Consider the following 22,331-nt stretch of genomic DNA (forward strand, 5'->3'; position numbering starts at 1 on the left):
CTGCGCCACCCATCAGCGCCACATGCCACGCATCTGGGCGCGAACATCGATGCGCGGGCCCTGGCTCGCCGCGCGTGCGGCATCCGGCGCTGTGATCGGCCAGGCCGTGCGCTCGAACCGCCCTAGCAGTGCATTGGGGATGAAGCGCGTGCGCGCCGCATAGACGTGGCGGTCTCCAGTCGCGCTCTGGCCGTGCGTGAAGAAGCGCTGCGGCACCATGAGATGGAGATCGTCCTTGGCCCTCGTCATCGCCACATAGAGTAGCCTGCGCTCCTCCTCTATCTCGTCGCTGGTGCCGACGCCGAGATCAGACGGGATGCAGCCGTCGATGACGTTCATGACGAAGACCGATGTCCACTCTTGGCCCTTGGCCGAGTGGATCGTCGAGAGGATGAGGTAGTCCTCGTCGAGTACCGGCACGCCGGCCTGGTCGCTGGTCGCGTCCGGCGGATCGAGGGTCAGCTCGGTCAGGAAGCGCTCGCGCGAGGGATAGCCGCCGGCGATCTGTTCGAGTTGGACGAGGTCGGCCTGCCGCGTCGCGGCGTCCTCGTGGATACGTTCCAGATGCGGCTCGTACCAGAGCCGCGCCCGTTCGATCTCGGCCGGCCAGCCCGCCCGACCTAAGCGCAGTTCCTCGATCGCGCCCACGAATCCCGTCCAATCGTCGCCCGCCCGTGGCGGCGGCGGGGCCGAGGCGAGTGCCTCCATCGGATCGGTCGCCGCCGCGATATGGTCCAGAACACGCTGCGCCGAGGTCGGCCCGACGCCGGGCAGGAGCTGCATCACCCGAAATCCCGAGACCTTGTCGCGCGGATTCTCGACGAAGCGCAGCAGCGCCAGCAGGTCCTTGATATGAGCGGCGTCGAGGAACTTCAGCCCTCCGAACTTGACGAAGGGGATGTTGCGCCGGGTCAGCTCGATCTCGAGGGGGCCGCTATGGTGCGAGGCCCGAAACAGCACTGCCTGCTGCTTCAGGGTCGCGCCGGCCTCGCGGTTCTCCAGCACGCGGCTGGCGATGAAACGGGCCTGGTCGGCCTCGTCGCGGACATTGACCAGCTGCGGCGGAGCGCCCGTCGCGCGGTCGGTCCAGAGGTTCTTTGTGAAGCGCTCGCTGGCGAGGTCGATGACGCCGTTGGCGGCGCTCAGGATGCCTTGAGTCGAGCGATAGTTTTGGTCGAGCGTGATGATCTCGGCCGGCGGCGAGAAGGCTGTGGGAAAGTCGAGGATGTTGCGGATCGTCGCGGCGCGAAACGAATAGATCGACTGCGCGTCGTCGCCGACGACAGTGAGGCCGTGCCCGTCAGGCTTCAGCGCCAGCAGGATCGAGGATTGCAGCCGGTTGGTGTCCTGGTACTCGTCGACCATGACGTGGTCGAAGCGCGCGCCGATCTCGGCGGCGAGATCGGGATCGGCCATCGTCTGCGCCCAGTAGAGCAGCAGGTCGTCGTAATCGAGCACGTTCTGGCGCTGCTTGGCCTCGACATAGGCGGCAAACAGCTCTCGCAACTCGGCCGCCCACGCGACGCACCACGGGAACGACCGGGTCAGCACGACCTCGATCGGCATCTCCGCATTGACGCAGCGCGAATAGATGGCAAGGCAGGTGCCCTTCGCCGGAAAGCGAGTCTCAGTCTTCGAGAATCCCAACTCGTGCCGTACGAGATTCATAAGGTCGGCCGCGTCCTCGCGATCGTGGATCGTGAAAGCGGGATCGAGCCCGATCTGATCGGCATAGTCTCGCAAGAGACGAGCGCCAAGCCCATGGAAGGTGCCGGCCCATTTCAGCGCGTCGGTCATGACGCTAGCGCCCTCGCCCAAGACCTTGCGGGCAATGCGCTCGACGCGGCGCGTCATCTCGGCCGCGGCCCGTCGAGAGAATGTCATCAGGAGGATGCGGCGCGGGTCGGCGCCCGTCACGATCAGATGGGCGACGCGGTGGGCCAGCGTGTTGGTCTTGCCGGAGCCTGCGCCCGCGATGACCAGCAGTGGCGCGGCGCAGTCGCTGCCGATGCCATGAGTGACGGCCCGGCGCTGCGACAGGTTGAGCGTGTCGAGATACGGCGTGGCAAGCGGCGGCGAATCGATGGCGAGCATGCGCCGGATTCGACCAGTTTCCGGTTTTGTTCGCAATATCCGATGACGCAGCAGGCCGACTGGTCCGATCGCGAACATGAAGACGGAACAGACCCCGGCCGCCATCGTTTGGCTTCCGAACAGGGAGTTGGTCATGCGTAATGATCCCAGGGACAGGCTCATCCGTGCGCTCGCGGCGCAACTCGGCGCCGAGCGCGAGACCAGGGCAGCCATCGCCGATATCGTGGCGAACGGAGAGATCGACCGGGAGGTCCTGCTGGCGCTGCTCGAAGATCCTATCCCCGCTTGGTCGCAGGAAGACTTGAACCGCGCCGATCGGCTCGCGACCTCGGCCACGCAGCATCGCGCGATCGCGGCCTGACCTGGCCGCTGCAATCTCGACGGCGTGGCGGAGGCGTGCCTTGGAAAAGCTGAAGGCCTATCGCCAGAAACGCGATTTCGAAAAGACCAGGGAGCCGGATGGAGACGCTTCGGTCGCTGCGTCCAATCGGCTGCGCTTCGTGATCCAGAAGCATGACGCCACGCGCCTGCATTACGATCTTCGTCTGGAGGTCGATGGCGTCTTCCGCTCGTGGGCTGTGACTAAGGGACCCTCGCTCGATCCGTCCGACAAGCGCCTTGCCGTGGAGGTCGAGGACCATCCCCTGCCTTACGGGGATTTCGAAGGCACGATCCCGAAGGGCCAATATGGCGGCGGTACGGTCCAACTCTGGGACCGTGGTCACTGGCAGGCCGCGGGTAAGCTCAGCGCCGAGAAGCAACTTGAGAAGGGCGAGCTGAAATTCCAGCTCGACGGCGAGCGCCTGCAAGGCAGCTTCGTTCTCGTCCGCATGCGTCATGACCGCGATGGCGGCAAGCGCACCAACTGGCTCCTGATCAAGCACCGGGACGAATATGCGGTCGAAAGCCGTGGCGACGCGGTTCTCGCCGACGACAAGTCGGTGGCGTCAGGACGCAGCATGGCAGCGATCGCCGCGGGCAAGGGCCGCTCGCCGACGCCGTTTATGCTGAAGGAGGACATTCTCGCACCCGATGCGCAATGGGACAGTCGCAGAGGGCTCGCCGCGAGCGAAAGGCGCCAGCAGGCGAAGCCTGCCGCCAAACCCAAATCCTCCGCGCCCAAATCCTCCGCGGCCACGGCTGCCAAGTCGAAGAAGTCCGCCGCGGCCACCGCGCTTCCCGCCTTCATCGAGCCGCAGCTTTGTCGCAGCGTCGAACGTCCCGCCAGCGGCGAAGACTGGGTCCACGAGATCAAGTTCGACGGCTACCGGATCCAGATGCGGATCGAGGGCGGCATCGTCACGCTCAAGACCCGTAAGGGTCTCGACTGGACCGCGCGGTTCGGCGCGATCGCGAAGGCTGCGGCCGGCCTGCCTGACGCGATCATCGACGGCGAGATCGTCGCGCTCGACGACCATGGCTCGCCGGACTTCGCGGCGCTGCAGGCAGCCCTGTCCGAGGACAGGACGGACGACCTGGTCTTCTTCGGGTTCGACATGCTGTTCGACGCGAGCGCCGACCTGCGCGGCGAGCCGCTGCTCGCAAGGAAGGAACGGCTCAAGAGCTTTCTTGAAGACCATGCCGACGGCGTGACGCTGCGGTATGTCGAGCACTTCGACACCGGCGGCGACGCGGTCCTGAAATCGGCCTGCCGGCTCTCATTGGAAGGCATCGTCTCCAAGGCGACCGACGTTCCCTATGTCTCCGGGCGAAGCGACAGCTGGACGAAGTCCAAGTGCCGCGCCGGGCATGAGGTCGTGATCGGGGGATGGTCGACGACGGCAGGCAAGTTCAAGTCGCTTCTGGTCGGCGTCAACCGGGGCTCGCATTTCGTTTACGTCGGTCGGGTCGGCACCGGCTACAGCGCGGCCAAGATCAAAGCTCTAATGCCCAAGCTCAAGGCTGTGGCGGCCCAGACGTCGCCCTTCACGGGCATCGGGGCGCCGAAGCGCGAGGCTGGCGTGACCTGGCTCAAGCCCGAGCTCGTCGCCGAGATCGCCTTTGCCGGCTGGACCGGCGACGGCATGGTCCGACAGGCTGCCTTCAAGGGCTTGCGCGAGGACAAGCCGGCCGACGAGATCGAGGCCGACCTGCCGGCCAATCCCGAGACGGTCGAGACGCCGGAGCCCGAACCGTCGCGATCGCGCGGGCGCGGCGGTCGCGCCGTCGTCATGGGCGTCGGCATCAGCCACCCCGACAAGGCGCTGTGGCCACACGCGGAGGACGACCGGCCCGTCTCGAAGCAGGATCTTGCGGAATACTTTGAAGCCATCGGCGAATGGATGCTACCTCATATCAAGGGCCGGCCCTGTTCCCTCGTCCGGACGCCCGACGGGATCGAGGGCGAGACGTTCTTCCAGCGCCATGCCGGCATGGGCACGTCGAACCTGTTCGAGCTCGTCCGCGTCTCAGGCGACAGGAAGCCCTATCTGCAGATCGACCGGATCGAGGCGCTCGCCGCCGCAGCCCAGGTCGGGGGCATCGAACTCCACCCGTGGAACTGCGTGCCGGGCTCTCCCGAGATACCCGGACGCCTCGTCTTCGATCTCGATCCTGGCCCGGGCGTGACCTTCGGCGACGTGATCAACGCGGCCAAGCAGATGCGCGAGCGGCTCGAAGCTCTCAGTCTGGTCAGCTTCTGCAAGACGACGGGCGGCAAGGGCCTTCACGTCGTGGTGCCGCTAGCATCCGGCAAGCGTGCATCATGCGACTGGCCAGAGGCCAAGGACTTCGCGCGGGGGGTCTGCGCGGAGCTCGCGAGCGACGAGCCGTCGCGCTACGTCGTCAACATGGCCAAGCGTCTCCGCAACGGCCGCATCTTTCTCGATTATCTCCGCAACGACAGGATGGCCACCGCCGTCGCGCCGCTTTCACCCCGGGCCCGGCCCGGCGCCCATGCCTCAATGCCGCTGACATGGTCGCAGGTGAAGGCCGGTCTCGATCCCAGCCGCTTCACGGTGAGGACGGTGCCTGGGCTCCTAAAAAAGACGAAGGCATGGGAGGGCTACGACGACGCTGCGGGGTCGATCGCCGACGCAATCAAGAAGCTCGGGAAGCGAGCTGCTGCCGCCTGACGGCTCCCGGTCGGAGGACGCGGGAACGAAGAGACGAGACCCCGCGTTCACCGGGACAATCGGAGATGGAACCATGGCGCAGCGGACGTTTTGGAAGGGCTATCTGAAGCTGTCCCTGGTGACATGCCAAGTCGCGATGATGCCGGCCCGGTCCGAGAGCGAGAAAGTCCGCTTCCACACCCTCAACCGCAAGACCGGAAACCGGATCCAGAGCCGGTATGTCGACGCGGTCACCGGCAAGCCCGTGGCCGATGACGACGAGGTCAAAGGATATCCCAAGGGCGATGACGACTACGTCATCCTGGAGGATGACGAGCTCGATTCCGTCGCCTTGGAAAGCACCCGCACGATCGATATCCAGACCTTCGCGCCGCGGTCCTCGGTCGGCTGGATCTGGTATGACGCGCCCCATTACCTCGTGCCAGACTCCAAGGTCGGCGAGGAGGCGTTCTCCGTCATCAGGGAAGCGATGAAGCGGACGAAGACGGTCGGGATTTCCCGCGTCGTGCTCTATCGCCGCGAACGTGCGGTGCTGCTTGACGCGCGCGACAACGGCATCGTCCTCTGGACCCTGCGGTATGGCGACGAGGTCCGGCCCGAGAAGGATTATTTTGCCGGGATCAAGGATGCCGAGCCCGATGGCGATCTTCGGCCGCTCATGGACAAGCTGATCACTAACCGGACTAAGGACTGGTCGCCGGATCTCGCAAAAGACCCTGTCCAGGATGAGTTGCTCGCGATCATCAAGGCCAAGCAGAAGGGCCGCAAGCCGACGAAGGCGGCGAAGCCTCAAGCCAGCGAGGGCAATGTCGTCAACATCATGGATGCGCTCAAGCGAAGCCTCGAACCTCGGAAGAAGTGATTAGCCCGCTTTTTTCCGTGGCGCTTCCTTGGCGGCAGGTGCCTTTGCCGATTTCTTGCCAGACACGCTCTTGGCGCTCTCACGCAGCGCATCGAGCAGACTGACCACCTTAGTCGGCTCGGGCTGCTTCTGCGGCTTGATCTTGCGCCCTTCGATCTTCGCCTGGACGAGCTCGGCCAGAGCGCTCTCATAGCGGTCGTCGAACTCCTTCGGATCAAACTCGCCGGCCTTCGTCTTGATGATGTGCTCGGCCAGCTCGAGCATCTCGTCGTCGATCTTGATCTTGGGCACGTCTCTGAAGGCGTCCTGTGCCGATCGCACCTCGTAATCGAAATTCAGGGTGGTCGCGATCAGGCCCTCGCCATGTGGCCGGATCAGGATTGAGCGCATGCGGCGGAAGATCACCGTCCGAGCCAGGGCTGCCGACTTCTGACCCTTCATCCCCTCGCGGATCAGCGCGAAGGCCTCGGAGGCGACAGGCGAGCTTGGCGAGACGTAGTAGGGCTTATCGAAAAAGATGTCGTCGATCTCGTCGCAGGGCAGGAACGTCTCGACGGTCAGCGTTTTGTCGCTCTCAGGGATAGCCGCTGCGATCTCATCGGGTTCGAGGATGACGTAGTCGCCGTCGCCCTTGTCGTAACCCTTGACCTGATCCTCGGTCTCCACGGGCTTGCCCGAGACCTCGTCGATGAATTGACGGTGGACGCGGTTGCCGGTCTTGCGATTGATGGTGTGGAACGAGATGCGCTCCGACGTCGAGGCGGCGGTGTAAAGCGAAACCGGGCACGTGACTTCTGCGATCTTGAGAACGCCCTTCCAGACAGCGCGCGGAGCCATGACCATTCCCCAACCGCGTCACCTAGCCAACGCTCGCGAGGAACTAGCTGACGATGTCGATGGTTCCAGCGGCATTCGTCCTCCTAGAGAGAATCCAGTCCGATGCCAAACGACGATGCCGTCATCGCGAAAGCCCTGAATGCAGGCTTGCGCCGGCTTCTCGTGACGGCGTTCGCACACGAGAAGGACCTTTGGTCGGTCCCGCGAACGGGCGATCTGCAGGCCGCGTTCAGGCGCGAGATCGATCGCCTCATGATCCGCGGCGTGACCGAGAGCGGCGACGATGTCGAACTAACGAAGGCTGTTCAGCAGGCACTTAATCTCTTTGTCGATGCTGCTCACCGCGAGGCGTCGATCGGCAGGACAGCGCCAAGCCAGATGCAGTAGATCGGCCATCGAAAGAGCCGGCGTCCGACGGGAACCAGTCGAAATCCAGTTCGGACATCGACATCCTATCTACGACAGCGCCGCAGCGAGTTGCCACTCATGCGTCCGGTTGACGCGACTTTACGGTTCGGCGTCGCGCTGGCACGACCGTCGCCGAGAGCTCGATCCAGACCGGCGCGTGGTCGCTCGCCTTCTCCCAGCCGCGCACATGACGGTCGACCCCGGCGGCAACGAGACGCTTCACGACATGCGGGCTCAGCAGAAAATGATCCAGGCGAAGCCCGGCGTCCCGGCTCCATGCGTTCCGCAGGTAGTCCCAGAAGGTGTAGATAGGCTCGTCGGGATGGAGTGCTCGCACCGCATCGGTCCAGCCTTGGGCCGCCAAAGCACCAAAGGCGTTGCGGACCTTCGGGAGAAACAACGCATCCTTTTGCCATCGCGCCGGATTATAGACGTCAAGATCTGTCGGGATGACGTTGAAGTCGCCGACGAGCATGACCGGAACGTCCAGATCAAGCAGTTCGGACGCGTATCTCGTCAGTCGCTCTAGCCAGCGCAGCTTGTAGTCGAGCTTGGGGCCGGGCGCCGGATTGCCATTCGGCAGGTACAGGCAACCGATCAGCATGCCGTCGACGGCTGCCTCGATATAGCGGCTCTGATCGTCGTCGGGATCGCCGGGAAGGCCGCGCCGTGTCTCGATGGGCTCCCGACCGCGCGCGAGGATCGCGGCGCCATTCCAGGCCTTCTGACCGTACCAGATCGCTCCATAGCCGGCCGTTTCGATTTCTCTCTTCGGGAAGCGCACGTCTGGCGCTTTCAGCTCCTGCAAGCAGACGATGTCAGGCTGCGCTTCTTCCAACCAGCGCAATAGCACCGGCAGGCGGCCATTGATGCCATTGACGTTGAACGTCGCCATCTTCATCGCCCGGGCTGGCTCGTGACCCGATCGGCCCACGCCGACACTGCCACGGCCATCGTCTTGAGATGATCAGCCGTTGTTAGGCCTGAGATGCGCTTTCTCGGCTTCAGGTCATGATCGCCGTCTTCAAGCCATAGGAACTCGATCGCGGAGGATAACTGATAACCGGAGACGTCCGCCCGAGTGCCGAACGCATCGCGCGTTCCCTGCACGATCAGCGTGGGTGTCTTTAAATCGGCCAAGTGCTTCGTCCGGACCTGATCTGGTTTGTCGGCCGGATGGAAGGGATAGCCCAGGCATAAGAGGCCCCGAATGCGGCCAGCGGCAAAGAGTTCATCGGCGACCATACTGGCCACGCGGCCACCCATCGATTTACCACCGATGAGGAGCGACCCATTTGCGCTGATCGCGTCGATAGCCGCGATATACTCCGGGTTCAGCTTTTCAGCTCGCGGCGGCGGCTTGCGACAGGATGCCGTTCGCCTACTCGCCATGAAGTCGAACTCGAACCGCGCCACCCTCATCCCCACCCTGCCCAAGGCCTCGGCGGTCGCCGTCAGGTTTGCTGAGTCCATCGACGCTCCTGCGCCATGAGCGAGGATGATCGTGGTATTCGCGTTTTCTGGACCGTCGAACAGGATGGTCATGGCGCCTCCTGGCCCGCATCGAGGCAGTGTCTGTGGAAGTGCTCAAGTCGGTTGAACGACGAACTTGCGCGCCAGCTCGGCCGACCGAAGCTTGCAATCGAACTCGGTCTCGGGCAACGGCTAGTGGCGGTCTCGATGTGGCGGCTCTCGTCGACGATGGGATCACCTTGAGGCCACGGCGCGTCTTGATCGACTCCTGGTCGCGCTCAGGAGCAGCTTTCCCGTTCTCGATCACGGCGCGTGGAAATCGAATGTTACTTCCTTCAATTCCTGTGGCAGACAATGTCCGGCCGCGTTTCTCCAATCAGCGAAGAAGCACATGACGGCCCGTTGATGCCGTTCACCAGGGATGTAGCGACCCTAATGGAAAGTTGTAGCCCGCGATCTGGTCATCCAAACTCTATATCGCGTTTGCCACCTTTCGATTGCTGAGCCGCTGGATTGCCGTCAACCGAAAGTGGTTCCCGGGCGGGAAGTTAACTCTTCCGACCCGGGAACGCTGATCACGCCGCCTTCGCGACCGCCGCGGAGTTGGCAGGAGCGCCGAGCTGCGTCAGCAGTTTGTCTGTCTTGGTTTCCTCGGCCAGCGTCTCGTCGAGGAGCTTAACGGCATCCTTATGACCCAGCTGCTGCGCCCAGGCCTTCAGCGTGCCGTAACGCGCAATTTCATAATGCTCGACGGCCTGCGCTGAAGCAACCAAGCCGGCGTCGAGGGCCGGGCTGTCGGCATAGTCTTCGATGACCGCCTCACCCTCTTTCAGAATTCCGAGGATGGCGTCGCAGGTCTTGGCCCGCGGCGACTTGCCGATCAGCTCGAAGACTTGGCTCAGGCGCTCAACCTGCTCAGCGGTCTCGGCCTTGTGGGTTTCGAAAGCCTTCTTGAGCTCGGGGGTGTTCGTCGCTTTCGCCATCTTGGGCAGGGCCTTGAGGATTTGTTTCTCAGCGTAGTACACGTCTTTCAGCATATCGTGGAACATCTCTTCGAGCGGCTTTGGTGCGGTGGCCATCGTGTCTCTCCTTGAGCGAGGAATGGAATAGCCGAAGAACCATGGGAGACCGCCGAGGTTCCTTTCGAGCCGGACTTCGTCCAGGCGCGGGCCGCCATGAGTTTAGAAACCCGCGAGACTGACGTGCCGGATGCGTATTTGACATGCTGATGAGCCAAGGCGAGGGGGATGCGAATGCTTGAGAATAAGGCGGTCCTGATCGTCGAAGACGAGCCGATGATCGCCATGATGCTCGACGATTTCCTGACCGACATGGGCTGCCGCGTCGTGGGACCGGCGGCCAACCTGATCCAGGCTCGCGAGCTGCTTGAGCAAGGGCCTTGCGACGCCGCTATCGTCGATCTCAACCTAAACGGGACGATGGCGAACCCGCTCATCGAGACCCTACGCGGGCGGGGCGTGCCGGTGATTGTAGCGACCGGGTACGGCGGCGACGTATCCGGGCTGCCGAACGGGTGCCGGATGGTGGCGAAGCCCTATGCGATTCAGCACGTCGAGGACGCGCTGCGGGCCTGCCTAGCCGGTTGACGACGGTCCACGTTCCCAAGCGGGCGATCGCGGCGCTCAGGAAGCGTCGCCGCCACGGCTTGGCTGACCTCGGATGGCTAAGCGTAGGATTCGCGAAAGATCCTCTACGGCATAGGGCTTCAGCAACAGCTCAAACCCGTGGCGTCCCTCCTCGGCCAGGACGTGGCTGTAGCCTGACGTCAGGACGATGGGCAGGCCAGGGTGCCGCTTCCGGATTTCTAGCCCGAGCTCCACGCCGCCCATGCCGGGCATGACCACGTCGGAGAATACCGCGTCGAACCTTTCGCCCTCGGACAGGAGTCTCAGCGCCTCGTTGCCGTTGGCCGCCCACATCGGCTCATAACCCAGATCGCGTAGGAGCTGGGTCGAGAAGGTTCCGACATCCACGTTGTCCTCAACGACCAATACGCGCTGCCCTCCGCCGCCGCCGACGACCGCCGCCGGCCTGGACGGCTCGGCGTCACCGTGGACGGCCGGATCGCGTTCGACGCGCGGCAGATAGAGCGTGAACCTTGAGCCGCGGCCCTGTTTGCTCTGTACGTCGATGTCACCGCCCGACTGCTTGGCGAAGCCGAAGACCTGCGAGAGCCCCAAGCCGGTCCCCTTGCCGACCTCCTTCGTTGTGTAGAACGGCTCGAAGATCTGCAAGAGCTTGTCGGGCGCGATCCCCGAGCCGGTATCGGCGAGCGAGATGGCGACGAATGCGCCCGTGCCACCGGCATGGCCGCGGATCGGCGGTATTTGCGGCATGTCTTCGACGATAATTGTCAGCCTACCCTCGCCGTCCATCGCGTCGCGCGCGTTCACGGCCATGTTGACGAGCGCCGTCTCAAACTGGCTGACGTCGGCCTCCACAAAACAATCCTCCGCACGGATGTCGGTCACGATCTCGATGCGTGAACCGACGATGCTGCCTAGCATCTCGGTGATGGCGCGGACGCGCGCGGGGGGTTCGAAGACCTCGGGTTTCAAAGGTTGGCGACGGGCGAATGCGAGGAGTTGACCGGTGAGCTTGGCGGCCCGGTCCACCGTGTCGGAGATGGCGTCGACATAGCGCCGGCGGCGTTCTTCCGCGAGGTTTGGCTTACGCAGCAGGTCGGTCGAGCTCTTGATGATCGTGAGGAGATTGTTGAAGTCGTGCGCCACCCCGCCCGTCAGCTGGCCCACCGCTTCCATCTTCTGCGCCTGGCGAAGCGCGTCCTCGGCTTTGGTCCGTTCTGCCACCTCGTCGATGACGCGGCGCTCCAAGGTCTCGTTGAGGTCACGTATCCGTTCTTCGATCCCCTTGCGCGCCGTGACGTCGACAGCCGTGCCGAGCAGACGTACGCACCGGTCACCCACGAAGATGCCGCGACCCTTCGCGGCCACCCAGCGCACGACGCCGTCCTCCTTGCCGACGGTGCGGTATTCTACGTCGTAAAGCGCGCGGAGCGCCGGGTCGGCGGCTGCAGCATAGGCCGCTCCTGTGGCTTCCCGGTCGTCGGGGTGCAGCCCGTCGTAGAAGTCCCGCATGGACACATCGACGTCCGGCGCGATGCCGAACATGGCCTTGACGGTCGGCGGCCAGACCAGCCGGTCGTGGATCGGGTCAACGTCCCAGAACCCGATGTCGGCGTGCTCCGTCGCCAGGCGCAGTCGCTCCTCGCTCTCGCGCAGGCGCGCTTCCGCACCGACCCGCTCCACATGCGACCAGCAGCGCTCGACCACTGTCCTGACGAGGGTTACTTCATCGGCCAGCCAGTTGCGCGCGGCGTCCTGATGCACCGCCATCATCGCCGCAAGCCGACCGTTCCTCACCAGTGGGCAGCACACGATCGCGCCGATGCCAATCGCCAAGAACGTCTCGCGCCCCTCGCCCGGCGCAAGCTCGCCGGCAACATCGCGGACGACGAGCGTTTGGCCGCCCCTCATGTCGGCGGCGGCGCGGGGTCCGAACAAGTCGAGACTGTATGACCCGGCGGAGCTGGCAATCCCCGACGCGGTGTAATCGTTGCGGATGACGAAGCGATCGTTGTCGGCGTCAACATCGGCGTAGGCGCAACGGGAGGCGCCGAGCCGGCCCGCTAGCAGAGTCGCGGCCGTCAGCATCGCGGCCGGCGCGTCGCTCTCGGCGCGCATGCCCTCGTCCAGGTCCCCGAGGAAGCGGAGCCTTGCCACGCTATGGCGAAGGGCATCCTCGGCGAGTTTGCGATCCGTGATGTCGAAGGAGACGCCTGCCATGCGGCTCGGCGATCCATCTGTTGCATAGGTCGGGCGGCCACGGATCGCAACCCAACGGGTCTCGCCCGTCGCCGGCCACCGGACGCGATACTCAATGTCGTAGTCCCGACAACCCACAACTGCGTCGTGAACCGCGGCATCCTGCCGATCCCGGTCATCGGGATGGATAACTTCGCGCAGGTCGGCGTAGCTGAAGGCGGAACCGGGCGCGAAGCCAAAGTTCGCCCGGCAATGATCGGAGGCCGTTAGCACGAGGTCTCGGAGATCCAACTCCCACGCACCCATGCCGCCGGCTTCGAGCGCAAACTGAAGCCGCTGCTCGCCGGCTCGCAGCGCCTCTAATCTTGCCCGCGCTTCATACTGGCGGCTCCGGCCTCGTAGCGCCGCGCGGGTGAGACTGACCAGCGTAGTCGGATGGAACGGGCGCTCTAAGAAGCTCACATTGCCGAGCACATCGAGGTAGCGGCGCGCCGCCGGGTTTCGCTCAATCCCACCGCCCTTGCCTGTCAGGAGGACGAAGGGCAGGTCCGACCACTCCGGCTGAGCCGCTATCCAGGCGGCGAGTGGGTTGAGGTCCGTGGTCGCTAGCGCCTCCTCGGTCAGCACAACGATGCCGGCGCCGACGTCAAGCTCATCGAGGACGTGGGGCAGAGAGGCGCAGGGCTCAGCCGTCATGTCGGCCTCGCCGAGCATCGCGGCTACGATGGCCGCGTCGCGGCCACGCGGCGCCAGGACGAGCACGCGTGCCGAGGTGTCCGACCTGTTCACGCGTCCTCGGCCGGCATAAGCTGCAGGCCGCCACCGACCATCGTCGGTACGCCCCTCAACACGCCCTGAAAGTTGACGAGCGGGTCGCCGAGCGTGATCCCGCAGCCGTCGATCCGATATTCTTGGATGCTGTCCTCATGCGCGCCAATGCGCTTCTTGACGATCGAAATGGCGCGCCGGACGCGGCCCAACGCCTCGAGGTAACGCAGCGGGATGACCGTGTCGGCCAGGTAGCTAACGTCGACCGGCGACTTCATGTCGCCGACGAACCCGTGCTGGGCGACGCGGCATGTCTGTCCAGAAACTCCATCGAGCTCGACCCTCGCATCGAATCAACGTAACTCAACGACCCGCTCAGGACGGCCGTGAATATATGGCCTAGTCTGACCCTATCCTGGGACGGGGCCAAGGTCGATGGAATACGGCGACGCGTGGTCAGGCAATGGCAAAAGACATGGATCGGCACCGGTCAACGAAATTTGACGACCGGCGGCATTTCCATGCCTGGAAGGCGGGCGACACGGTAGACGACAGGGACAATTGCGGCTTGCAGGGTTCTTGATCGGACAGGCAACGGACGGCCGTCCGTCTCAAGCTTTTTATCGTCTACGTTAGGGGCTTGTTCCGTCCCCTATCTAAACAGGTCTTGTCGGCCAGGAGGTGATGCAGTTGCGTGACCAGTTTACCGGAGACCGATAGAAATCTCGACGCGGACCATAGCAAAAATCATTCGGAACATCGGCGCCGCGTCGTCCGTTGCCTCGATAACCAAAGAGGCGACGAAAGTGCCTTGGGATGCCTGGGTGGCCGACTATGCCTCGATTCGCAGGTCGATGGAGAAGACGTGGCCGGAGATGTTCAAGGACTACAACAAGCGACTTTGGACGCCTGGCGGATTTCCCCGGCCGGTGCCTGCGCGCAAACGCGAATGGCGGACCAAGACAGGGCGCGCCAACTTTATCGTTCCCGGCGCGCTGGTGTCAGACGGCTTGGAGCAGACACGTGCGCAGGCCGACGTCATGCGTCTCATCACGACGCGCAGCAACGATCAGTTCAACAACACGATCTATGGATACAGCGACCGTTTTCGCGGCGTCGAAGGAACGCGACAGGTCGTGTTCATGAACAGTACCGACATCGCCCGCCTCGGCTTCAGAGATGCGCAGACGGTCAAGCTGTCGACGGTGTCGGACGACGGCGTAAAGCGCGAGCTCGGCGGACTGCGCATCGTCCCCTATGCCATCGCCGAAGGCTGCGTCGCCGCCTATTTCCCGGAATGCAACGTGCTCGTGCCGATGTGGCATCGGGAGGCCCATTCGATGACGCCGGCTGTGAAGTCGGTGCCGGTGCGTGTGCTTGCAGGAAAATAGACCGCGCTTAGCTGTCAGAGATAGCCGGGATATGGCTTGGCTTTCAAAAGTCGAACAAGATGCGTTGCATTGCGGCAGACCATCTTCGTGGCGGTGGCGACGACCTCAGGCGACTTCTTCAGATCCTTGTAGTCGACGCTACCCATGGCCTCGCCGACCCAATAGGTCGGGCCGCCAGCGGCGATGGTGAACCCGACATCCGTCAGCGCTTGAAATAGCTCGGCCGACACGTGATGCGCCCCGTCTTCGTTGCCCACGCTCACCACGGCTGCCACTTTTCCATAGGCCGGAGTGCGTCCCTTCTCGTCTGCTTCGTCGAGAAAGGCGTCCATGCGTTCGAGCACGCGCTTGGCGACGCTCGTCGGCTGTCCCAGCCAGACCGGCGAACCGATGATGAGCAGGTCGCAGGCATCGATCTTGCGGCGCAGGGCGGGCCAGTCATCGCCCTCGCCTTCGTCTGAAGAGACACCCGGCTTGATGTTCAGAGACGCGACCCGAATGATCTCGGCGTCGACGTCGGTGCCCATCTCCAACACGACTTCGGCAAGCAGCTTGTCCGTTGATGACACGCCCTCGGGTTTCAGCGTGCAGTTCAAGGCAAGGAGTTTGAGTTTCGCGGCCATCATGTATCCTGGGCGTGACTATCTGAACTCAGACATGCCTCATGTAACGGTTGATCGTCGATATCGTTCAATCGCCCGCTTCACCCAATTATGCAGGTAGCTCGACGTCAGCGAGGTTCTTCGGCGGCCTCATCGGACAGCCGCCATGTTCGGCACGAAAGCGCGCCGAGTTTTGGTAGGCGGCCTGGCGAAGGCCAAGGAAGCGCAGGACTTCGCTGCTGGTCAGATCAAGAAGGCCTTTGGCAGTATGTGACGATTGCCGGCAGGGCGGGCCCCCGCTGCTCATGGCCGACCGGACGCATGCTGCCTCCCCGTCTTACCGAGAACGTCTCATGGATCGACGTATGGCCATTTTGGCGCTCGCCGGCTCGGTGATTGCCGGCGTGCCATATCGAAGCGCACGCGCGGTTGGGCCTGTTACCGTCGACAGGACGGTTGGCGAGGGCGTGGGACCGCGCCCCGCTGTGTTGCTGTTGCATGGCTCGGATGGCGTGACGCGCCTGTCCCAGTATCGTTTTGCCGCGAACGCTCTGGCGGCGCAGGGCTATACCGTCCTGTTTCCACATTACTTCGAATCAACGGGAGATCGCCGTATTTCCTATGGCGATATCAAGATCAAGTATTCGACCTGGCTGCGGTCGCTTGGCGCAGTCCTAGACGCCATCGTCCAAGATCGCTCGATCGAAGCCCGCCGGCTCGCGGTCGTTGGCATCACTCTCGGCGGCGCGTTGGCCCTCTCGCTGGCGTCGCGGGCCCCGCCTCGCAGCCATAATCAGCTATTTCGGCTTTCGGCCAGATGACCTCGCCTCTGGCATCGCGCGAGCGCCCACCCTGATACTGCATGGCGACGCCAATCGTCTCGTTCCGGTCAGGAATGCAGCGTTGATTGAAACGACGCTGCGGCAACGGGGCGTTGTCGTCGAGAAGCAGATTTATCCGAGCGAAGGCCACGGCTTCAGTCCAGCGGCGCAGTTCGACGCCGCAACCCGCACCGCAGCCTTTCTGCAGCACTATCTTGGTGCGTGACTGCCTCGCCTAAGCGTGTCTGCAACTTACGAACAGCTTCGATCACTCACTTCCGTTGTTCCTGACGTCGCATCGGCATAGCGTCGATCAGCTGCATCAGGTCGTCCAGTTTGATGGGATCCGTTGCTGTTGTGTTTACGCCTCCGTCCTTGCCGCTGAAGGCAACTTGGAAATCTCCGCTTCGAGTTAACATCCTCGCGATCGGCTCCGCTGAGCTCTGTGTAGGCGCCCGCCCGAACACGGGCTCAATGGCACCATTGCCGAGGACTGCAAAAACGACGAGGTCGCGCTCACGCAGCGCATCTCGATCGACGAGTAGCAGTGCACGTTGCTCCTCAAACTTGGCATTGCTCGCTGTATCGGTGCGAATGACGATGACGCGTTTTTCCCAGCGGAATGGCGAGGCCGCCACTGCCACCGAGGCTGCCATCCTGATTCCTGTCGCGAAACCCAGTTCATCATCGCATGCACCCTTGAAACGGCATAACGGCCCGGAATGGCCCGGCCGGCAGGCTCAGTCGAAATGAAGGTCGTCGTTTTCTGTGATAGAAATCGTGCCGCTCGGCGTCTTCCCTCGCCCTAACGCCGGTTGTCCGTCCGGGCTGCGGTCACTCACACGCGCTTGTCCGCTGCCCGCCCCTCAGTGTCGTAGGACTCATACGGTGGATGCGGCCCTGTCGGATGACTGGAGCGGGGGCTTGGCCGGTCTTGCCGTTCTGCCGCATCGCCAGTCTGGCCCTGCCGTTGAGGCGTGCGGTATTGCGCCGGCGCATCAATCCTCGCGTTCGTCTTGGGTTCGCTCGTCATCGCATCATCCTCCGGAAGTAGGGCTGTTGCCTGTCAACGATGCGTCGACGGTTGTAGTTCCTAGTGGTTCCACGGAACGCCTCGCGCGCAGCCGCGTTGCTGCGGCAGCAAGCGGAGACCCTATGCTCAATGCTCTCGTCGTCATCGTCGCCATTATGCTCGGAGGATGCGCGCCCATGAAGATCGGCGATTTCGCGGGCAAGCAGCCTGCCTTGGTGCTCGAGCGCTTCTTCGAGGGGCGCACGCAGGGCTGGGGCGTGATGCAGAGCCGGTTCGGCGCCTTCCAGCAGCAGTTCAGGATCGAGGCGACCGGACGCTGGGAGGAGGGCTCGCAAACGCTGCGCCTGACCGAGATCTACACATTCGACGACGGCCATGTCGACAAGCTGGAATGGACCATCAGGAAGCGCGATGGCGATAAATATGAAGGCGGGGAGCCGCGTATCGACGGCACGGCGCGGGGAGAGCAGGCCGGCAACGCGTTCCACTGGACCTATAGTCGCCGCGTGCCGGCCAAGGACGGTTCGGAAAGCACGAACGGGTTTGACGACTGGTTCTGGCTGCAGGACGAGCAGACGCTGATCGCCCGCGCCTTCGTCACCAAGCTCGGTGTCGAGGTCGCGACCTTGTCAGTCTTCTATCGCAAGCAATAGCGCACCGGCCTGGTATGGCGGAAAGCCCGCCGCGAGCCTCGAAGGCGCAAAGACAGTATCCTCGACATGACCATCGATGTCTGGCGCGAACTCGACCCGATCCTGCACCTCGTCGCCGGGATGACGGCGGGCGTCATCGTTGGCTGGGAGAGAACGCTCAAGCAGAAGAGCGCGGGAATCCGCACATTCGGCCTCGTCGGTCTTGGCACCGCGACCGCCGCAGCGATCTTCACCGGTGAGGGCCAGGCCGATGCCGCAAGCCGCGTCGTTCAAGGCGTGCTGACCGGCATCGGCTTCCTTGGGGCTGGCGTAATTACGATGTCCAAGGCAGGCCGCACGCCGCGGGGGTTGACGACGGCGGCCGCGATCTGGGTAACGGCGGCGCTAGGCTGCGCCGCCGGGCGTGGCGACTGGCCCATCGTGCTGACCGCCATCGCGCTGGCAGTCGTATTGCTCGCAATCGACCACTCCGTCGAGCGTTGGGCCGGCAGGGGGAATGATGAGGTCTTTTCCGAGCCCAATCGCCCCAAGGATCCCCTTGCGCGATGATTGGATCAATCCCCAGCCTCACGCGTTGCATCGACACCAAACGCGAAGGAGACAGACATGACCTGGGAAACACCCGTCATCGAAGATATCGCCTGCGGGATGGAAGTGACCGCCTATGCGCCGGCGGGCGAAGGCGATGACCTTCACAACGCGCCGGCTGTCGCGATCACGGAAAACTGCGACAACTGATTCCGCATGAAGGCCGTCGTTCTCGGCTCGGCCGCGGGCGGCGGCTTTCCGTAATGGAACTGCCGTTGCGCCAATTGCTCGCTGGCTTGGGCGGGCGACAGTCGTGCGTCCTGGCGAACGCAATCGTCATTGGCACTCATCGACGGTGACGCCGCTATGCTGATCAACGCTTCTCCCGATCTCGGGCAGCAACTACGCCGGACGCCGGCACTCTGGCCCAAGCAGACGCGCCATTCGCCGATTAGTACGGTAATCCTGACCAGCGCGGAGATCGACCATGTGGCCGGCCTGATCACCCTGCGCGAGCGACACGACTTCGATATCGTCGCATTCCCACCGGTCCACGCCGCGATCGCCGGCAATCCTATGTTTACGCCGCTGCAAGCCAGACGTGTGCAGGCTCGTGCGGGTTCGCCCTTTAATGCCACGGCCGATATGCATCTCACGCTCTTCGCAGTGCCGGGCAAGGTTCCGCTTTATCTGGAAGGCAGCACACCACAATCCGACCACGATGAAGGCGAGGCCGCCGGGGTTTTCGTGTCGGGCGGTAGCGCGACACTCGTGTATATCCCAGGCTGTGCGGAGCTGACCGACGACGTCGCGGCGTGGGCGGCGAGAGCCGATATTGTGATCTTTGACGGCACCCTCTTCGATGACGAGGAGATGCGGCGCACACGGCTTGGGGAAAAGACCGGTCGGCGCATGGGGCACATGCCGATGACCGGCCCAGGCGGCTCGCTCGATTGGCTCGCCGGCCTGTCCGCGAGGCGCAAAATCTACAGCCACATCAATAACAGCAATCCCGTGCTGATCGAAGGCTCGCATGAGCGGGGTTTAGTCGAGGCCGCCGGCATCGAGATCGCCTATGACGGGCTGGAACTCGCGCTATGAGCCTTTTGTCGCCCGCCGCCTTGGTCGAAAAACTGCAGGCAATCGGCGAGGCGCGTTATCACGACAAGCACCCTTTTCATCTGCGGCTGCATTCCGGTGGCTGCGGCAAAAGCGAGGTCCAGGCCTGGGCCTTGAATCGCTATGCCTATCAGGCCGCGATCCCACGCAAGGATGCGAGCCTGATCGCGCGGCTGCACGATCCCGCGCTCAGGCGGACCTGGCGGCAGCGCCTTGTCGACCACGACGGCCCGGCCGATGGCGAAGGCGGCATCGAGCGCTGGCTCAGGCTGTGCGAGAGCCTCGGGTTCGACAGGGCCGACGTGATCGCGTTCAAGGGTGTGCTGCCTGCAACGCGCTTCGCGGTCGGCGCCTATGTCGCCTTTGTGCGCGAGCGTTCGCTGCTCGAGGCCGTCGCCTCATCGCTGACCGAGCTGTTCTCCCCGCAGGTTATCAAGACGCGCGTCGCCGGCATGCTGGCGCATTACGATTTCGTCAGCGCCCAGAGCCTGAGCTATTTCACGGCGCGCCCGGAGCAGGCTTCGCGCGACGTCGAAGACGCGCTCGCCTATGTCACCGCGCATGCGCTGACGCCGGCCGACCAGGACGCGGTCGTGGCCGCGCTCGAGTTCAAATGCGACGTGCTCTGGGCGATGCTCGACGCGCTCGACCATGCCTATGGCGAGGCCGGCCAGATCCCGCCGGGTGCCTTCGATCCGGGAGCGCGGGAATGATCGGCACGGATGTCCGCCCAAAGCTTTCCAGCGGCGTCAGGTTGAGCGAAGACCGCGTTCGCGGCGGCTTCAACCTGCTCGCGCCCGAGCATGTGCTGCGCGTCAATGCCTCGTCGGCCGCGATCCTAAACCTGTGCGACGGCGTCCGCCGCGTGGGCGACATCGCCGATCTACTCGCCGCCGAATACGAGGTCGATCGTAGCCGCATCGAACGCGACACGATTGCGCTTATCAAGGATTTGTCCTCCAGGCGCATGGTGGAAACATGAGCGCGCCGGTGCCCTTCGCCTTGCTGGCCGAGTTGACGCATCGCTGCCCGCTCGCCTGTCCTTACTGCTCGAACCCAATCGAGCTTGATCGCAAGGCAGACGAACTCTCGACCGCCGACTGGGCGCGCGTCTTCGCGCAAGCGGCGGAACTCGGCATTCTGCAGGTGCATCTTTCGGGCGGCGAGCCCGCAACCCGGCACGATCTGACGGAATTGATCGCGGCAGCGGCCGGCGCTGGCCTCTACACCAATCTGATCACCTCAGGCATCGGGCTCGATAGCGATCAGCTGGCGGACCTCGTCAATATGGGCCTCGATCATGTCCAGCTCTCAATCCAGGACACCGACGCCGACAATGCCGACCGGGTCGCGGGCCTTGCCGGGTCGCATCGCCGCAAGCGCGCCTTCGCCGGACTGGTGACCGACTCTGGCCTGCCGCTAACGATCAATGCCGTCCTGCATCGCAGCAATCTATCTCGCATGGCCGCCATGGTCGATGAAGCCATGGTCATGGGCGCGAGGCGGATCGAGCTCGCCCATACGCAATATTACGGCTGGGCCGAACGCAACCGCGACGCCCTGATGCCCGAAATGGTCGACGCGCTCGCCGCCCGCGACACGGTCGCCGCTTTGCGCGAGGCAACAGCCGACCGGATTACCATCGACTACGTCCCGCCCGACCATTTCGCCCGCTATCCGAAGCCCTGCATGAACGGCTGGGGCCGGCAGTCGCTCAACGTCACGCCGCGCGGTCTCGTGCTGCCATGTCACGCCGCGCAGACCATTCCCGGCCTGGTGTTCTGGAGCGTCCAGGACCGCTCGCTCGCCGAGATCTGGAAGAACTCGCCAGCCTTCGCGGCCTATCGCGGCACCGAGTGGATGCGTGACCCCTGCCGCACATGCGACCGACGCGAGATCGATTTCGGCGGCTGCCGCTGCCAGGCCATGGCGCTGACCGGCGACCCGCGCAACGCCGACCCGGTCTGTGTGCTCTCGCCATTCCATGACCGTGTCGGACAGCTCACCAATCGCGAACGCAGTGATGCCTACGTCATGCGTGGGCGACCGTCGCGGGAGGCCGGGCGCATCTCGGGGGCAGGGTCAGTTCTCGGCGCATAAACGGAGGATAGCGATGCACAGCACATCGCTGGCTGACAATGACGGCAAGCGCGTCTTCGCGCTCGTGCTGGATACGGGCGAAGAGGCCTTCGCCCGTATCACCCGCTTCGCCGCCGACACACGCATGACCGCAGCCTCGCTGACTGCGGTCGGCGCATTCGAACTGGCCACCATTGGCTTTTTCGACTTCGCAACAAAATCCTATGAGCACGTTGCGGTCGATGCGCAGTCGGAAGTGCTGAGCCTAATCGGTGACATCTCCGAAGGCGATGACGGGCAGGCCAGCGTCCATCCCCATGTCGTCCTCGGCCTGCGCGACGGCTCCACAAGAGGCGGGCACCTTCTCGAGGGGCTGGTGCGGCCGACCCTGGAGGTGATTGTTACGGAGATGCCCGGCCATTTGCGGCGACGCAAGGTCGATGAGCTGAGCATTGCCCTGCTGAAACCGAGTTAATCGACATGGATATGATTACCCTCAGCGGCTTCCTCGCCGCCGCCTGCTCCGTGACGAGCTTCGTGCCGCAGGCCTGGAAGATTGTGCGCACGCGCGACACCTCATCCCTGTCGCCGCCGATGTATGCGCTGACGACGGCAGGCTTCCTGCTCTTTACGATCTACGGGATCGCTCAGGGCCAATGGCCGCTGATTCTGACCAACGCGATCTGCTTCGCCCTTGCGAGCTTTATTCTCGCGATGACGCTACTGTCTGGACGAGCGAAGCGGCAGGTGGCCGACGCCATCGAACCGGAGGGCGATTAACGT

General features: G+C 63.8%; 21 protein-coding genes and 3 pseudogenes. 15 read left to right on the forward strand and 9 right to left on the reverse strand.

The genetic code is table 11. From position 1 onward, the window contains the following. Nucleotides 1-12: 12 nt before the first annotated feature. Nucleotides 13-2,094 (reverse strand): ATP-dependent helicase, encoded by a 2,082-nt coding sequence (locus tag AC5I5I_RS24170; protein WP_495977717.1) that lies wholly within the window; start codon nucleotides 2,092-2,094, stop codon nucleotides 13-15. Nucleotides 2,095-2,495: 401 nt separating this feature from the next. Here AC5I5I_RS24170 and ligD point away from each other — a divergent pair, with 401 nt between their 5' ends. Beyond that, nucleotides 2,496-5,168: a DNA ligase D gene (gene ligD / locus AC5I5I_RS24175; protein WP_495977422.1), complete on the forward strand. Its 2,673-nt coding sequence runs from the start codon at nucleotides 2,496-2,498 to the stop codon at nucleotides 5,166-5,168. A gap of 73 nt (nucleotides 5,169-5,241) precedes the next feature. Further along, nucleotides 5,242-6,030 (forward strand): non-homologous end joining protein Ku, encoded by a 789-nt coding sequence (gene ku, locus AC5I5I_RS24180; protein ID WP_495977423.1) that lies wholly within the window; start codon nucleotides 5,242-5,244, stop codon nucleotides 6,028-6,030. Here the strand turns inward: ku (AC5I5I_RS24180) and ku (AC5I5I_RS24185) are convergent, their stop codons facing one another. Next, a complete protein-coding gene (ku, locus tag AC5I5I_RS24185) occupies nucleotides 6,031-6,867 on the reverse strand; it encodes a non-homologous end joining protein Ku (RefSeq protein ID WP_495977425.1) in 837 nt (278 codons plus the stop codon). A 102-nt stretch (nucleotides 6,868-6,969) separates the two neighbouring features. On the opposite strand from ku (AC5I5I_RS24185), the gene AC5I5I_RS24190 reads away from it, so the two are divergent. Continuing rightward, the gene (locus tag AC5I5I_RS24190; protein WP_495977426.1) at nucleotides 6,970-7,254 is read left to right on the forward strand and encodes a hypothetical protein; all 285 of its coding nucleotides are present in this window, start codon (nucleotides 6,970-6,972) and stop codon (nucleotides 7,252-7,254) included. A 97-nt stretch (nucleotides 7,255-7,351) separates the two neighbouring features. On the opposite strand, the gene xth is transcribed toward AC5I5I_RS24190, so the two are convergent. From xth to AC5I5I_RS24205, 3 genes are all read right to left on the reverse strand, one after another. Continuing rightward, nucleotides 7,352-8,176 carry an exodeoxyribonuclease III gene (gene xth / locus AC5I5I_RS24195; RefSeq protein ID WP_495977428.1) on the reverse strand — a complete coding sequence of 275 codons (825 nt, stop codon included), beginning with the start codon at nucleotides 8,174-8,176 and terminating at the stop codon, nucleotides 7,352-7,354. After that, on the reverse strand, nucleotides 8,173-8,820 hold the full coding sequence (locus AC5I5I_RS24200) for an alpha/beta hydrolase family protein (RefSeq protein ID WP_495977430.1): 648 nt from the start codon (nucleotides 8,818-8,820) through the stop codon (nucleotides 8,173-8,175). Before AC5I5I_RS24200 ends, xth begins: the two co-directional genes overlap by 4 nt. Nucleotides 8,821-9,323: 503 nt before the next feature. After that, nucleotides 9,324-9,827, reverse strand: coding sequence for a YciE/YciF ferroxidase family protein (locus tag AC5I5I_RS24205; RefSeq protein ID WP_495977432.1), 504 nt, complete (start codon nucleotides 9,825-9,827; stop codon nucleotides 9,324-9,326). Nucleotides 9,828-10,001: 174 nt separating this feature from the next. On the opposite strand from AC5I5I_RS24205, the gene AC5I5I_RS24210 reads away from it, so the two are divergent. Then, a complete protein-coding gene (locus AC5I5I_RS24210) occupies nucleotides 10,002-10,355 on the forward strand; it encodes a response regulator (RefSeq protein ID WP_495977434.1) in 354 nt (117 codons plus the stop codon). A gap of 36 nt (nucleotides 10,356-10,391) precedes the next feature. Here the strand turns inward: AC5I5I_RS24210 and AC5I5I_RS24215 are convergent, their stop codons facing one another. Together AC5I5I_RS24215 and AC5I5I_RS24220 are read right to left on the reverse strand one after the other, a co-directional pair. Beyond that, complete coding sequence (locus AC5I5I_RS24215) at nucleotides 10,392-13,343, reverse strand: PAS domain-containing protein (protein WP_495977435.1); 2,952 nt, start codon at nucleotides 13,341-13,343, stop codon at nucleotides 10,392-10,394. After that, nucleotides 13,340-13,627, reverse strand: a pseudogene (locus AC5I5I_RS24220) (ATPase domain-containing protein); the annotation flags it as partial. The gene AC5I5I_RS24215 and the pseudogene AC5I5I_RS24220, both read right to left, overlap by 4 nt. A gap of 519 nt (nucleotides 13,628-14,146) precedes the next feature. Between AC5I5I_RS24220 and AC5I5I_RS24225 the strand changes: the two are divergent. Then, the gene (locus AC5I5I_RS24225) at nucleotides 14,147-14,713 is read left to right on the forward strand and encodes a molybdopterin dinucleotide binding domain-containing protein (protein ID WP_495977437.1); all 567 of its coding nucleotides are present in this window, start codon (nucleotides 14,147-14,149) and stop codon (nucleotides 14,711-14,713) included. A 14-nt stretch (nucleotides 14,714-14,727) separates the two neighbouring features. On the opposite strand, the gene AC5I5I_RS24230 is transcribed toward AC5I5I_RS24225, so the two are convergent. Then, a complete protein-coding gene (locus AC5I5I_RS24230) occupies nucleotides 14,728-15,336 on the reverse strand; it encodes a flavodoxin family protein (protein ID WP_495977439.1) in 609 nt (202 codons plus the stop codon). A 344-nt stretch (nucleotides 15,337-15,680) separates the two neighbouring features. Here AC5I5I_RS24230 and AC5I5I_RS24235 point away from each other — a divergent pair. Then, a pseudogene (locus AC5I5I_RS24235) lies at nucleotides 15,681-16,362 on the forward strand (dienelactone hydrolase family protein). A 46-nt stretch (nucleotides 16,363-16,408) separates the two neighbouring features. On the opposite strand, the gene AC5I5I_RS24240 reads toward AC5I5I_RS24235, so the two are convergent. Next, nucleotides 16,409-16,792 carry a DUF4174 domain-containing protein gene (locus AC5I5I_RS24240; protein WP_495977441.1) on the reverse strand — a complete coding sequence of 128 codons (384 nt, stop codon included), beginning with the start codon at nucleotides 16,790-16,792 and terminating at the stop codon, nucleotides 16,409-16,411. 499 nt (nucleotides 16,793-17,291) lie between these two features. Here AC5I5I_RS24240 and AC5I5I_RS24245 point away from each other — a divergent pair, with 499 nt between their 5' ends. The 9 genes and pseudogenes from AC5I5I_RS24245 (at nucleotide 17,292) to AC5I5I_RS24285 (ending at nucleotide 22,328) form a co-directional block, all read left to right on the forward strand. After that, a complete protein-coding gene (locus tag AC5I5I_RS24245) occupies nucleotides 17,292-17,822 on the forward strand; it encodes a DUF3833 family protein (protein ID WP_495977442.1) in 531 nt (176 codons plus the stop codon). A 66-nt stretch (nucleotides 17,823-17,888) separates the two neighbouring features. Beyond that, on the forward strand, nucleotides 17,889-18,371 hold the full coding sequence (locus tag AC5I5I_RS24250) for an MgtC/SapB family protein (protein ID WP_495977444.1): 483 nt from the start codon (nucleotides 17,889-17,891) through the stop codon (nucleotides 18,369-18,371). A gap of 57 nt (nucleotides 18,372-18,428) precedes the next feature. Beyond that, complete coding sequence (pqqA, locus tag AC5I5I_RS24255; RefSeq protein ID WP_495977446.1) at nucleotides 18,429-18,560, forward strand: pyrroloquinoline quinone precursor peptide PqqA; 132 nt, start codon at nucleotides 18,429-18,431, stop codon at nucleotides 18,558-18,560. Between the two features lie 66 nt (nucleotides 18,561-18,626). Next, nucleotides 18,627-19,451: pseudogene (gene pqqB, locus AC5I5I_RS24260) on the forward strand (pyrroloquinoline quinone biosynthesis protein PqqB); the annotation flags it as partial. After that, nucleotides 19,448-20,182, forward strand: coding sequence for a pyrroloquinoline-quinone synthase PqqC (pqqC, locus tag AC5I5I_RS24265; protein WP_495977448.1), 735 nt, complete (start codon nucleotides 19,448-19,450; stop codon nucleotides 20,180-20,182). The pseudogene pqqB and the gene pqqC, both read left to right, overlap by 4 nt. Then, nucleotides 20,179-20,451, forward strand: coding sequence for a pyrroloquinoline quinone biosynthesis peptide chaperone PqqD (gene pqqD / locus AC5I5I_RS24270; RefSeq protein WP_495977450.1), 273 nt, complete (start codon nucleotides 20,179-20,181; stop codon nucleotides 20,449-20,451). The genes pqqC and pqqD overlap by 4 nt, the downstream gene beginning before the upstream one ends. Further along, on the forward strand, nucleotides 20,448-21,569 hold the full coding sequence (gene pqqE / locus AC5I5I_RS24275; protein WP_495977451.1) for a pyrroloquinoline quinone biosynthesis protein PqqE: 1,122 nt from the start codon (nucleotides 20,448-20,450) through the stop codon (nucleotides 21,567-21,569). The genes pqqD and pqqE overlap by 4 nt, the downstream gene beginning before the upstream one ends. 13 nt (nucleotides 21,570-21,582) lie before the next feature. Continuing rightward, entirely contained in the window at nucleotides 21,583-22,023 is a 441-nt protein-coding gene (locus AC5I5I_RS24280) for a PPC domain-containing DNA-binding protein (protein ID WP_495977453.1), read from the forward strand. Between the two features lie 5 nt (nucleotides 22,024-22,028). Beyond that, a complete protein-coding gene (locus tag AC5I5I_RS24285) occupies nucleotides 22,029-22,328 on the forward strand; it encodes a SemiSWEET family sugar transporter (protein WP_495977455.1) in 300 nt (99 codons plus the stop codon). Nucleotides 22,329-22,331 lie beyond the last annotated feature (3 nt).

Source organism: Pseudorhodoplanes sp. (assembly GCF_059499825.1).

Coding starts and splice junctions, on each gene's coding strand:
- AC5I5I_RS24285 (WP_495977455.1), top strand. CDS start 22,029: ATGGATATGATTACCCTCAGCGGCTTCCTCGCCGCCGCCTGCTCCGTG.
- ku (WP_495977423.1), top strand. CDS start 5,242: ATGGCGCAGCGGACGTTTTGGAAGGGCTATCTGAAGCTGTCCCTGGTG.
- AC5I5I_RS24280 (WP_495977453.1), top strand. CDS start 21,583: ATGCACAGCACATCGCTGGCTGACAATGACGGCAAGCGCGTCTTCGCG.
- pqqA (WP_495977446.1), top strand. CDS start 18,429: ATGACCTGGGAAACACCCGTCATCGAAGATATCGCCTGCGGGATGGAA.
- xth (WP_495977428.1), bottom strand. CDS start 8,176: ATGAAGATGGCGACGTTCAACGTCAATGGCATCAATGGCCGCCTGCCG.
- ku (WP_495977425.1), bottom strand. CDS start 6,867: ATGGCTCCGCGCGCTGTCTGGAAGGGCGTTCTCAAGATCGCAGAAGTC.
- AC5I5I_RS24205 (WP_495977432.1), bottom strand. CDS start 9,827: ATGGCCACCGCACCAAAGCCGCTCGAAGAGATGTTCCACGATATGCTG.
- AC5I5I_RS24210 (WP_495977434.1), top strand. CDS start 10,002: ATGCTTGAGAATAAGGCGGTCCTGATCGTCGAAGACGAGCCGATGATC.
- AC5I5I_RS24170 (WP_495977717.1), bottom strand. CDS start 2,094: ATGCTCGCCATCGATTCGCCGCCGCTTGCCACGCCGTATCTCGACACG.
- pqqE (WP_495977451.1), top strand. CDS start 20,448: ATGAGCGCGCCGGTGCCCTTCGCCTTGCTGGCCGAGTTGACGCATCGC.
- pqqD (WP_495977450.1), top strand. CDS start 20,179: ATGATCGGCACGGATGTCCGCCCAAAGCTTTCCAGCGGCGTCAGGTTG.
- AC5I5I_RS24240 (WP_495977441.1), bottom strand. CDS start 16,792: ATGGCAGCCTCGGTGGCAGTGGCGGCCTCGCCATTCCGCTGGGAAAAA.
- AC5I5I_RS24200 (WP_495977430.1), bottom strand. CDS start 8,820: ATGACCATCCTGTTCGACGGTCCAGAAAACGCGAATACCACGATCATC.
- AC5I5I_RS24230 (WP_495977439.1), bottom strand. CDS start 15,336: ATGGCCGCGAAACTCAAACTCCTTGCCTTGAACTGCACGCTGAAACCC.
- AC5I5I_RS24190 (WP_495977426.1), top strand. CDS start 6,970: ATGCCAAACGACGATGCCGTCATCGCGAAAGCCCTGAATGCAGGCTTG.
- AC5I5I_RS24250 (WP_495977444.1), top strand. CDS start 17,889: ATGACCATCGATGTCTGGCGCGAACTCGACCCGATCCTGCACCTCGTC.
- pqqC (WP_495977448.1), top strand. CDS start 19,448: ATGAGCCTTTTGTCGCCCGCCGCCTTGGTCGAAAAACTGCAGGCAATC.
- AC5I5I_RS24245 (WP_495977442.1), top strand. CDS start 17,292: ATGCTCAATGCTCTCGTCGTCATCGTCGCCATTATGCTCGGAGGATGC.